Raw genomic sequence first — 11,543 nt, 5'->3', positions numbered from 1 at the left:
ATCACCCAACAGATATCAACTCAACAAATTAATGGGTCCTGACCCTAGCTGCTAACGATCAGCTCTTCAGCTTGGCGTTGCAGAGGCTGTAGAAGCCGCCGCCCTTCTGGATCCACTTCAGGCCGTTCAGCGTGTTGGCGTCCTTGTTGGCATAGTACTGCTCAAGGCAGGTATGCATGCGGCCTTTGGCCGGGGTCTCGGTGGCGAATTTCGGCGAGATGGCGGTCGGGAAGGTCACACCCTTCGGCGCGGCGACGCTCGGCTTCGCCGGTTCCTTGGTGAAGGTCGCCTCGGTCGGGGCCGGGACGGTGTCGTCATCGGCTGCGGCAGCACCGCATTCGGCCTTGCGGAAGTCGTTCCACTTCATGCCGTTCAGCTTGTTGGCGGTCTTGGCCGCCTGATACTTGGTGCTGCATTCAGCCATGCTCAGGCCCTTGCCGCCTTCAGCCGCTGTCGTCGCGGTCGCGGTCTTGGTCGCCTTGGCAGGCTTCGTATCGGTCGCCGCCGCGGTGGCGCCGGCCGCGCATTCGGTCTTGCGGAAGTCGTTCCACTTCATGCCGTTCAGCGTGCCTGCGGCCTTCGCGGCCTGATACTTGGCGCTGCATTCCTTGGCGGTCAGGCCCTTGGCCGAGCTGTCGGCGGTTGCCGCGGCGGTCGTCTCCTTGGCCTTCTTGGCCGGCTTGGTGTCAGCCGCCTTGGTGTCGGTCGCCGCCTTGGTGTCGGTCGCGGCGGAGGCATCGCTGCCGCACTGCGCCTTGCGGAACTGGTTCCAGGTCTGGCCGTTGAGCGTTCCGGCGTCCTTGGCCGCGTTGTACTTGGTGCTGCACTCGGCCATGGTCAGCGCGTTGGCCGGCGCCGCCAGGAACAGGGTTGCGACGGCGATGCCCGTCAACGTGGCAAGTCTATGAATAAGCATGGCGTTTTCTCCCTTGCTGCCGCCAGGTGGTCCCTATACCAAATCAATAGCTCTCAATGTTGGGTTGCGCCAGATGCTTCCGGCGCGGATGCCGTCACAAAGTGTGTTCCTCCCGACAAGGTGATGAATTGCTTGCGGTTCGCTGCGCAAACAAGGTTTTGCCACGCGACTTGGGCAGAAAAGCTCGCCTCGGCTGGTATATTGCCGCTACAGTCAGAGGTCGTGGCAGGCCGTGGAATCACTTGCTCCCCCGCGACAATGATTTTCTAAGGAATGGTAATATACAATTACGAAATGTGATAATCGGATGCGGCCCAATTGTGGCAATACGGGCGGCTGAAAAACCGATGGGGACTTTGGCAAGAATGGCAGGGCAGTATTTCGGTACCGACGGCATCCGCGGACGCGCCAACAAGTTTCCGATGACGGCCGAGGTCGCCATGCGGGTGGGGATGGCCGCCGGGCTTTCTTTCCAGCGCGGCAACCATCGGCACCGCGTCGTGCTCGGCAAGGACACGCGGCTTTCCGGCTACATGATCGAGAACGCGATGGTGTCGGGCCTGTGCGCCGCCGGCATGGACGTGTTCCTGCTCGGACCGATTCCGACGCCGGCGGTCGCCATGCTGGTGCGCTCGCTGCGCGCCGACATCGGCGTGATGATCTCGGCCTCGCACAATCCCTATTACGACAACGGCATCAAGCTGTTCGGCCCCGACGGCTACAAGCTCTCCGACGAGATCGAGGAGCGCATCGAAAGCATGCTCGACAAGGATATCGAGCTTGCGCTGGCCGATTCCGACGGGCTGGGCCGCGCCAAGCGCGTCGATGGCGTCCACGACCGCTATATCGAATTCGCCAAGCGCACGCTGCCGCGCTCTATGTCGCTTTCCGGCTTGAGGATCGTCGTCGACTGCGCGAACGGCGCCTCCTACAAGGTGGCCCCCGAGGCGCTGTGGGAGCTCGGCGCCGAAGTGGTGGCCATCAATGTCGAGCCGAACGGCTTCAACATCAACAAGGAATGCGGCTCGACCCATCCGGCCGGCCTGCAGAAGAAGGTGCACGAGGTGCGCGCCGACATCGGCATCGCGCTCGATGGCGACGCCGACCGCGTGGTCATCGTCGACGAGAACGGCGCCATCGTCGACGGCGACCAGATCATGGCGCTGATCGCCGAGTCCTGGCACCAGAACGGGCGGCTGGCCGGCGGCGGCGTCGTCTCCACGGTGATGTCCAATCTCGGCCTCGAGCGTTTCCTCGGCGACTTAAAGCTGCAACTGCACCGCACCAAGGTCGGCGACCGCTATGTCGTCGAGCATATGCGCGCGCACGGCCTCAATGTCGGCGGCGAGCAGTCCGGCCATATCGTGCTCTCCGATTTCTCGACCACCGGCGATGGCCTGGTTTCGGCGCTGCAAGTGCTGGCCTGCATCAAGCGGCAGAACCGGCCGGTCAGCGAGCTGTCGAAGAAGTTCGAGCCGGTGCCGCAGCTGCTGAAGAATGTCCGCATCTCCGGCGGCAAGCCGCTGGAGGAGGCGCCCGTCAAGGCGGCGATCGAGGATGCGCGCAATCGTCTCGGCAAGTCCGGCCGCCTCGTCATCCGGCCCTCCGGCACCGAGCCGCTGATCCGCGTCATGGCCGAAGGCGACGATCCGCAACTGGTCGAGACCGTCGTCAACGACATAGTCGGCATCATCTCGGAAACCCGCAGCGCCGCCTGACGGAGGCCCAAGCCAAAGCTCGTCGCGCTTGGAAGCCCGCCGCCCGGCGGGTTTTTTCGTGCGTGCCGCAACGACCGGACAACGGCATACCCTCTAAAATTGTATAGATTCGTGGTTAATCGGCACGGTTAAACGGCCTTTAACCTTTGCAATTCATTATCCACGCCGAGGTTCATCTTCGGGCGACGTCGTCCCGAGGCTTCTTAGGGGTGACAGCATGTTCAATACAGCAAGAATGGCATTGTTTGCCGCGCTGTTTGCGGGGGTGGCCGGATCGGCGCTCGCCGCCGACCTCGCGGAACCGCCTCCGGTCGAGGAGGCTCCGCCGCCGGTTGTCGAGGCGCAGCCGGTCGATGTCGGCGGCTGGTATATCCGCGGCGACATCGACTATCACTGGTCGCGCTTCCGTGGCGGCGACTACATCACCTACGGCGCGGCACCGCCCCAGGTCCAGGGCAGCTTCGCCAGCGGCAAGCTGAAGGGCGCGTTCTCCGCGGGCGCTGGCGTCGGTTATCAGATCAACCAGTATTTCCGCACCGACCTCACCGCAGATTGGATGGGCAAATCCAACTTTAGCGGCTCGACCGATGGCTTCTGCGCCGGCGGGGTGCCTTGCACCTCCGTCGACACCTCGTCCTATTCGGCTTTGCTGCTTCTGGCCAATGCCTATGTCGACATCGGCACCTGGCACGGTGTCACGCCCTATGTCGGCGCCGGCATCGGCGGCGCCTGGGTAAAGTGGGACACGCTCCACAACACCGATCTCGATGGTTCGTTTGAGCATGCCGGCGGTAAGGGCTGGCGCTTTGCCTATGCCCTCATGGCCGGCGCCTCCTACTGTCTGACCGATCGTGTCAAGCTCGACGTCGGCTACCGTTACAGCCACATCAATGGCGGCAAGATGTTCGAATATGCTTCGGACAGTAATGTCGGCGCCGGTTACGACCGCGGCATCAATGTGCACGAAGTGCGCGGCGGCCTGCGGTATCAGTTCGGCAGATCCGATTGCGCCCCGCCGCCGGAACCCTATCAGCCGGAGCCGATCTACACCAAGTAGTTGCTTCGAATATACTGAGGTTTTGCCAACCGCCCGGCGCCAGCCGGGCAGTTTTCGTTTGTGCGCTGCCGGTAAAATCTCATCGAAATCAATTCGGTAACTGCCTGTTATCCTTAACCGGCACTTAACCACTATGGTTAACAATGCTCCTGAAACGGCAGCTGTGCTCGCGTTCGCGACTGGCGCCAACTTCAGGAGCCGGGGACCATGACATCAAAATCGCGTATCGCACTGGCGCTCGCCGCAATCGTGCTGATGCCGGCGACACAGGCGGTGTCGGCCGACTACGACCCGCCCATCTATGTCGACCAGGCGCCGGACTACCAGCCGGTCGAGGTGGGCTCGGGCTGGTACCTGCGCGGCGACATCGGCTACGCCTTCAGCCATCCGTTCGAGCATCAGATATCGACAAGCGGGTCGACAAGCTTCACCAACGACAGCAGCCTGTTCACGGGCAGCATCGGCATGGGCTACCATCTGAACGACTTTCTCAGAGTCGAACTCAATGGTGGCATCCTGCCGACCAATAAGTTCGGCGACCACGCCTTGGTGCCAGATGGCTGCGCCGGTCACACGAATAACTTGGTTATTGTTGGCGGTACAGCGATCATCCAGTCGGTTGCCGATACGGAAGACTGCGAAGCCACCAACCGGGCCACCAACAAGGGCTACAGCGTGATGGCCAATGGCTATGTAGACCTGGGCACCTATGTCGGGCTCACGCCCTATATCGGTGGCGGTGTCGGCATTGCCTATAACAAGTATTTCAAGACCCAAGGCGAGCGCGAGTGCGTTGATCGCCCAACCGATTCGGCGGGCACCGGCGGTTTCGTCTGCGACGATCCGGCGGGATACAAAGGATCGGAGGACTCCGAGGCGAAGTTCAATCTGGCCTATTCGATCGGGGCGGGCCTGTCCTATCAGGTCAGCAAAAATCTCTCCGTCGACCTCGGCTACGAGTATTTCTCGATCCCAAGCGGCAAATATGTCGCCTATGACAACGGCGCCTTCAATGTTCACAAGGGCATCGATTATCAGACGGTCAAGCTGGGTTTGCGCTACGATCTTTGGTGAGCGACAAAGCCTTGAAAATTGCCGGTGGCGGATCACCGGTCCGCCGTTTTTGCTTCAGGGCGCGTAATCGGGGCTACACAAGTATCCTGCCAGCGACAAAAACTTTGCTCTTGACGCCGAAAGGCTGAAAGCATATCGCCGTCCGTGGGCCACCCCTCCCCAACGAGGGGCCACTATCTGGAAGGATAGACCACGATGACGACGCTTACCAAGCCCGGACTCCGTCCGGCAAATCCCAATTTCTCCTCAGGTCCCTGCGCAAAACGCCCCGGCTGGTCGGCCGAGGCGCTGAAAGCCGCCGCGCTCGGACGCTCCCACCGCGCCAAGATCGGCAAGGGCAAGCTCGAGCAGGCGATCGAGCTGACGCGCGAAATCCTCAAGGTTCCTGCCGGCTACCGGATCGGCATCGTGCCGGCATCCGATACCGGCGCGGTCGAGATGGCGCTGTGGTCGCTGCTCGGCGAGCGCGGCGTCGACATGATCGCCTGGGAAAGTTTTGGTGCCGGCTGGGTGACCGATGTCGTCAAGCAGCTCAAGCTCGCCGATGTGCGCAAGTTCGAAGCCGGCTACGGCGAGCTGCCCGATCTCACGCAGGTCGATTTCGACCGCGACGTGGTCTTCACCTGGAACGGCACGACCTCGGGCGTGCGCGTGCCGAGCGGCGATTTCATCCCGGCCGGCCGCAAGGGTCTCACCATCTGCGACGCCACCTCGGCTGCCTTCGCGCAACGGCTCGATTTCGAAAAACTCGATGTCGTCACCTTCTCCTGGCAGAAGGTGCTGGGCGGCGAGGGCGCGCATGGCATGCTGATCCTCAGCCCTCGCGCCGTCGAGCGGCTGGAGACCTACAAACCGGCCTGGCCGCTGCCGAAGATCTTCCGCCTGACCTCGGGCGGCAAGCTGATCGAAGGCATCTTCAAGGGCGAGACCATTAACACGCCGTCGATGCTGTGCGTCGAGGACTATCTCGATGCGCTCAACTGGGCGAAATCGATCGGCGGCCTGGAAGCGCTGATTGCGCGTGCCGACGCCAATGCCGCGGTGCTCGACCGGTTCGTGGACAAGTCGCCTTGGCTCGGCCATCTGGCCGTCGATCCGGCGACACGCTCGAACACTTCCGTGTGCCTGTCCTTCGCCGATCCAGATGTCGCGGCGCTCGATGACGACGGTCAGGCGGCTTTCGCCAAGGGCATCGTCTCGGCGCTCGACAAGGAAGGTGTCGCTTACGACATCGGTTCCTATCGCGATGCGCCGCCCGGGCTGCGCATCTGGTGCGGCGCGACCGTCGAGACTTCCGATCTCGAAGCGCTGCTGCCCTGGCTCGACTGGGCCTTCGCCATGCAGAAGGCGTCGCTCAAGGCAGCGGCCTGAGACCATTCGCGGCGGCCTTCGGGCCGCCGATCCCCAAACGGATCAAATCCCATTGAAGGAGGCCGCCATGGCGCCCCGCGTTCTCGTCTCGGATAAACTTTCAACCACCGCAGTGCAGATATTCAAGAATCACGGCATCGAGGTCGACTACTTGCCCGATCTCGGCAAGGACAAGGAAAAGCTTCTCGAAGTGATCGGCCAGTATGATGGCCTCGCCATCCGCTCGGCGACCAAGGTCACCGAGAAGCTGATCAATGCCGCAACCAGGCTCAAGGTCGTCGGCCGCGCCGGCATCGGCGTCGACAATGTCGATATCCCGGCGGCAAGCCGCAGGGGCATCATCGTGATGAACACCCCCTTCGGCAATTCGATCACCACGGCCGAGCATGCCGTCGCGATGATCTTCGCGCTGGCGCGCCAGATCCCCGAGGCCAACGCCTCGACGCATGCGGGAAAATGGGAAAAGAACCGCTTCATGGGCATCGAGATCACCGGCAAGACGCTGGGTATCATCGGCTGCGGCAATATCGGCTCGATCGTCGCGACGCGCGGCGTCGGCCTGAAGATGCATGTGATTGCCTTCGATCCGTTCTTGTCGGACAGCCGCGCCGAAGAGCTCGGCGTCGAGAAGGTCGAGCTCGACGAGCTCTTCACCCGCGCCGATTTCATCACCTTGCACACGCCGCTGACCGACAAGACGCGCAACATCATCGACGCGGCGGCAATCGCCAAGATGAAAGACGGCGTGCGCATCATCAATTGCGCGCGCGGCGGGCTGGTCGTCGAAGCGGACCTGGTCGCGGCGCTGAACAGCGGCAAGGTTGCCGGCGCCGGCGTCGACGTCTTCGAGGTCGAGCCGGCGGAGAACAACGCGCTGTTCGGCATGGAGAATGTCGTGGCAACCCCGCATCTCGGCGCCTCGACAGCGGAGGCGCAGGAGAATGTCGCCCTGCAGGTCGCCGAGCAGATGTCGGACTATCTGATCAAGGGCGCGGTCTCGAACGCCATCAACATGCCTTCGATCACCGCCGAGGAAGCGCCGCGGCTAAAACCCTTCGTCAAGCTCGCCGAGGTGCTCGGCGCCTTTGTCGGCCAGGTCACCGAGGATCCGATCAAGGAGGTCGAGATCCTGTTCGACGGCTCGACCGCGACGATGAACACGCGCGCGCTGGTGAGCGCTACCCTTGCCGGCCTGATCCGGCCGCAGGTCTCCGACGTCAACATGGTGTCGGCGCCGATCATGGTGAAGGAGCGCGGCATCATCGTCGCCGAGGTCAAGCGCGACAAGTCGGGCGTCTTCGACGGCTATATCAAGCTTACCGTCAAGACCGAGCACATGACGCGCTCGATCGCCGGCACCTGCTTCTCCGACCACAAGCCGCGCTTCATCCAGATCAAGGGCATCAACCTCGACGCCGAGGTCGGCCAGCACATGCTCTATACGACCAATGCCGATGCGCCCGGCATCATCGGCCTGCTCGGCACCGTCTGCGGCGAGAACGGCGTCAACATCGCCAACTTCCAGCTCGGCCGCAACCGGCCGGGCGGCGATGCGATCGCGCTGCTCTATCTCGATGCGCCGTTCCCGGAAAAGGTGCTCGATCAGCTGCGGGCGCACCAGTCGATCGACTCGGCCAAGCCGCTGCACTTCGATGTCGGCGCCGCCTGAACAAAGTCTGCCTAAATGATAAAGGCCCCGTGCGCGCTCGCGCACGGGCTTTTATCAGGCCAGGCGCGTCAGGATGATCTTTTCCGCGCCGGCTTACTTGCTGGGAAGCCGGGCGCGATCTTGCATTGCGGCTTGTGCGGCTTGGGGCGAAGCCGATGTATATCCGCGCATCGATATCCTTAACGAGGTCGCAATTTCTGACCAGAGCCTGACATATTCAGCGAAGGCGGTGGCGCCGCCTGTGCGCTAGCCCTTCTGCCACTGTATTCGGCGAGCGCGATGCCTCCGAGAACAAGCGCAAGCGCAAGACCCTGATAGAATTGGAACTGCTCGCCGACGATCAGCACCGAAAGCAGCGTGCCGAAGATCGGCACGAGGTTGATGAACAGCCCGGCGCGATTGGCGCCGATCAGCTCATTGCCCCTAATATAGAAGATCTGCGAGACGACCGACGCGCCGAGCGCAGTGTAGAACGCGACCGCCCATCCCCGCGCGTCCGGGACGATGACGCGACCCGCCGCCACTTCCCAGACAAAGAAGGGCAGCGAGGTCAAAAGCGCGGCGAGCGACAAAGCCAGCATGAGGCTTTGCCAGCGGATGGCCGGCTTCAGGCGCAGCCCCACCGAATAGAGGCTGTAGCAGAGAACCGCGACCAGCATGATGGCGTCGCCGAAATTGAGATCGAGCTTCAGCAACTGGCTGAGGTCGCCATGGCTCGCGGTGAGGGCGACGCCGACGATGGTCAGCGCGACGCCGACTATCTGCAGGCGCTGCACGTGCAGCCGGAACAGCACGAAATTGGCGAGAATGATGACGATCGGTATGGCCGCCTGCTCGATCGAGACGTTGATGGCGGTGGTGTAGTTCAGCGCCGTGTAGAAGATGACGTTGAAGATCGTGAAGCCACAGGCGCCGAGGCCGGCAATCAGCAGCCAGTGCCGGCGCAGCTCCGGCCAATCCTCGCGAAAAGCCCGCCAGCCGACGGGCAGCATGATCAGCACCGCCAACACCCAGCGCAGGAAAACCAATGTCATCGGCGACACATGGCCGACGGCAAGCTTGCCGGCCACGGAATTGCCGCCCCATAGCAGCATGGTGGAGAGAAGGAACAGATAGGCGGCTCGATGCATCGCTTAATCCGGCACGGGCGGCGCGTTCGAAGATCGAAGCCGGCCTATGGCGATAGTGAGGCCAAGTAAATGATGCGAAAGCCGGAATTTGTTGTGCCTGGTTTGTTGTGTCTTGGCTGGTTTCGGCGGCAAAGAAAGGGTCGCATCGGCCTGCACATGAGGTTATAGAGGCCTGTCGTTTCAAGCCGCTAAGGCGGCATCTCAAGGGAAAAGAACATGACCAATGTGGTGGTCGTCGGCTCGCAGTGGGGCGACGAAGGCAAGGGCAAGATCGTCGACTGGCTGTCGGAACGTGCCGACGTGGTCGTGCGCTTCCAGGGCGGCCACAATGCAGGTCATACGCTGGTCGTCGACGGCAAGGTCTACAAGCTTTCGCTCCTGCCGTCCGGCGTGGTCCGGCAGGGCAAGCTGTCGATCATCGGCAACGGCGTGGTCTTCGATCCGCATGCCTTCGTCGCGGAAGTCGCGAAGCTCAAGGAGCAGGGCGTGGAGGTGACGCCCGAGCGCCTGAAAATCGCCGAAAACACCGCGCTTATCCTGTCGCTGCACCGGGAGCTGGACGGATTCCGCGAAGACGCCGCCTCGAATTCCGGAACCAAGATTGGCACGACCCGCCGCGGCATCGGCCCCGCCTACGAGGACAAGGTGGGCCGGCGCGCCGTCCGGGTGATGGATTTGGCGGATTTGGAAACGCTTCCCCTGAAGGTCGACAGGCTGCTGACGCACCACAATGCGCTGCGCCGCGGGCTCGGCCATGCCGAGGCGACGCATGAGGCGATCATGCAGGAGCTGACCTCGGTGGCCGGCGAGATCCTGCCCTACATGGATCGGGTCTGGAAGGTGCTCGACGACAAAAGGCGCGCGGGCGAGCGCATCCTGTTCGAGGGCGCGCAAGGCACGCTGCTCGACATCGACCACGGCACCTATCCCTTCGTCACCTCGTCCAACACCGTGGCGGGGCAGGCGGCCGCCGGCTCCGGCACCGGCCCTGGCGCCATCGGCTATGTGCTCGGCATCACCAAGGCCTATACGACGCGCGTCGGCGAAGGCCCGTTCCCGACCGAGCAGAAGAACGAGATCGGCGAGTTCCTCGGCACGCGCGGCCACGAATTCGGCGTCGTCACCGGCCGCAAGCGCCGCTGCGGCTGGTTCGACGCGGTGCTGGTGCGCCAGGCGGTGGCCGTCAACGGCATCAAGGGCATCGCGCTCACCAAGCTCGACGTGCTCGACGGGCTGGACGAGATCAAGGTCTGCACCGGCTACCGCCTCGATGGCGAGCTGATCGACTATCTGCCGGCCAGCCAGGGCGCCCAGGCGCGCGTCGAGCCGATCTATGAGACGCTCGAAGGCTGGAAGGGGACGACGGCCGGTGCCAGGAGCTGGAACGATCTGCCGGCGCAAGCCGTCAAATATGTCCGCTACATCGAGGAGCTGATAGGAGCCCCGGTTGCGCTGCTTTCCACCAGCCCGGAGAGGGACGACACGATACTTGTGACCGATCCGTTTCAAGACTAGTTTCACAGCCCTTCCCGGCACTACGGCTGATTTGCGGCCGGTCACGGGGAAAGAATCGCAGGTCGACTGACGCATGGCAGATTTCGTTGGTGTTCTGAAAAAGCAGCTCGAGAAGCACGGCGAGCCCTCGTCCGAGCTGCGCAAGCGCATCTACGAGAATGCCCGTGCGGCACTGGCGAAGAAGCTCGCGGACTATTCTCCGCCTTTATCCGCCGATGTCGTCAGCAAGCAGAAGCGCTCGCTGGAAGATGCCATTTCCAGCGTCGAGCGAGAGTACGTCACGCCCGCTCCGGCGCCCAAGCCGGCTCCAGCGGAAGATCCGCTGGCGGAGCTGGAACATATTTTCTCGTCGATCGACCGCAACAAGAACCAGCCGAGCCACGTCCGGCAGCCGCCGGTGGCGAACCCCGAGCCTGCCAGGCCCGAGCCCTTCAAGCCGGCGCCGGCACCGGTGAAGGCGGAACCGAGCTGGCAAAGCGCATCAAAGACGGAGCCAAGCTGGCAAGGGGCAACGAAGTCGGAGCCCGGCGGCTGGCACAAAGCGCCTTCGGCATCGCCGCCGATGCCCTCGCCGCGCGAGGACGATGTCAGCCTGCCCGGCATGAACGCCGCCGAACCGGACGACGGCAGCGATGCCTTCGCCAATGACGAGCAGCCGGCCGACACTTTCCAGCGGCTGCGACCGCCGGCGCGCAAGCGCAGCTATGGTGGGTTGATCGCCACTGTCGTCGCATTCCTGGTGCTGGCAGGTGGCGGCTATGGCGTCTGGCTGAACAAGGATGCGTTCCGCTCGATGCTCGGCTCGAACGGCGGCGGCAGCAAGACGGTCTCGACCGAGCCATTGGTCAAGCCCGCTCCGGCAAAGCCGGCCACGGAGACGGCAGCCGCGCCGCCCGCCGGCGGCGCCAATGCGGCCGGCGCCAACGAACCGGCCGAAACAAAGTTCACCCAGCGTCTGACGCCTGAAGGCAAGGAGGTCGATCCCGGCCCGGCCGGCGGACAGAGCACCATCGGCGAGGGTGAATCCGTGGCGGCGCTGACCACGCCGCCGCCGGCCGCGCCTGCGACGACCACTCCGCCGGCCGCCATCGGC

At 63.3% G+C, this 11,543-nt stretch carries 8 protein-coding genes and 1 pseudogene; 7 read left to right on the top strand and 2 right to left on the bottom strand.

The annotated features are described in order from the left end of the window. Nucleotides 1-58: 58 nt before the first annotated feature. Complete coding sequence (locus AU465_RS34010) at nucleotides 59-916, bottom strand: hypothetical protein (RefSeq protein ID WP_192257507.1); 858 nt, start codon at nucleotides 914-916, stop codon at nucleotides 59-61. 365 nt (nucleotides 917-1,281) lie between these two features. Here AU465_RS34010 and glmM point away from each other — a divergent pair, with 365 nt between their 5' ends. From glmM to serA, 5 genes are all read left to right on the top strand, one after another. After that, nucleotides 1,282-2,634, top strand: a complete 1,353-nt coding sequence (gene glmM / locus AU465_RS34005; protein ID WP_192257505.1) for a phosphoglucosamine mutase — start codon at nucleotides 1,282-1,284, stop codon at nucleotides 2,632-2,634. Between the two features lie 217 nt (nucleotides 2,635-2,851). Next, nucleotides 2,852-3,691 (top strand): outer membrane protein, encoded by an 840-nt coding sequence (locus AU465_RS34000; RefSeq protein WP_192257503.1) that lies wholly within the window; start codon nucleotides 2,852-2,854, stop codon nucleotides 3,689-3,691. Between the two features lie 207 nt (nucleotides 3,692-3,898). Beyond that, nucleotides 3,899-4,765: an outer membrane protein gene (locus tag AU465_RS33995; protein ID WP_192257501.1), complete on the top strand. Its 867-nt coding sequence runs from the start codon at nucleotides 3,899-3,901 to the stop codon at nucleotides 4,763-4,765. Between the two features lie 195 nt (nucleotides 4,766-4,960). Further along, a complete protein-coding gene (locus AU465_RS33990; RefSeq protein ID WP_192257498.1) occupies nucleotides 4,961-6,136 on the top strand; it encodes a phosphoserine transaminase in 1,176 nt (391 codons plus the stop codon). A 67-nt stretch (nucleotides 6,137-6,203) separates the two neighbouring features. Further along, nucleotides 6,204-7,805, top strand: coding sequence for a phosphoglycerate dehydrogenase (serA, locus tag AU465_RS33985; protein WP_192257496.1), 1,602 nt, complete (start codon nucleotides 6,204-6,206; stop codon nucleotides 7,803-7,805). A gap of 179 nt (nucleotides 7,806-7,984) precedes the next feature. On the opposite strand, the gene AU465_RS33980 is transcribed toward serA, so the two are convergent. Beyond that, complete coding sequence (locus tag AU465_RS33980) at nucleotides 7,985-8,935, bottom strand: DMT family transporter (protein WP_192257494.1); 951 nt, start codon at nucleotides 8,933-8,935, stop codon at nucleotides 7,985-7,987. Between the two features lie 216 nt (nucleotides 8,936-9,151). Here AU465_RS33980 and AU465_RS33975 point away from each other — a divergent pair, with 216 nt between their 5' ends. Continuing rightward, a complete protein-coding gene (locus AU465_RS33975; protein ID WP_192257492.1) occupies nucleotides 9,152-10,450 on the top strand; it encodes an adenylosuccinate synthase in 1,299 nt (432 codons plus the stop codon). A gap of 73 nt (nucleotides 10,451-10,523) precedes the next feature. Continuing rightward, nucleotides 10,524-11,543, top strand: a pseudogene (locus AU465_RS33970) (hypothetical protein); the annotation flags it as partial.

The organism is Mesorhizobium silamurunense (assembly GCF_014843905.1).
In the GTDB taxonomy this organism is placed as follows: Bacteria; Pseudomonadota; Alphaproteobacteria; order Rhizobiales; family Rhizobiaceae; genus Mesorhizobium; species Mesorhizobium silamurunense.
The sequence above is the reverse complement of the archived record's forward strand: the minus strand, read 5'-3'. Positions and strand labels throughout refer to the sequence as shown.

Excerpts from the sequence above, each read along its gene's own strand:
- AU465_RS33995 (WP_192257501.1), top strand. The coding sequence starts at position 3,899 with ATGACATCAAAATCGCGTATCGCACTGGCGCTCGCCGCAATCGTGCTG.
- serA (WP_192257496.1), top strand. The coding sequence starts at position 6,204 with ATGGCGCCCCGCGTTCTCGTCTCGGATAAACTTTCAACCACCGCAGTG.
- AU465_RS34000 (WP_192257503.1), top strand. The coding sequence starts at position 2,852 with ATGTTCAATACAGCAAGAATGGCATTGTTTGCCGCGCTGTTTGCGGGG.
- glmM (WP_192257505.1), top strand. The coding sequence starts at position 1,282 with ATGGCAGGGCAGTATTTCGGTACCGACGGCATCCGCGGACGCGCCAAC.
- AU465_RS34010 (WP_192257507.1), bottom strand. The coding sequence starts at position 916 with ATGCTTATTCATAGACTTGCCACGTTGACGGGCATCGCCGTCGCAACC.
- AU465_RS33980 (WP_192257494.1), bottom strand. The coding sequence starts at position 8,935 with ATGCATCGAGCCGCCTATCTGTTCCTTCTCTCCACCATGCTGCTATGG.
- AU465_RS33990 (WP_192257498.1), top strand. The coding sequence starts at position 4,961 with ATGACGACGCTTACCAAGCCCGGACTCCGTCCGGCAAATCCCAATTTC.
- AU465_RS33975 (WP_192257492.1), top strand. The coding sequence starts at position 9,152 with ATGACCAATGTGGTGGTCGTCGGCTCGCAGTGGGGCGACGAAGGCAAG.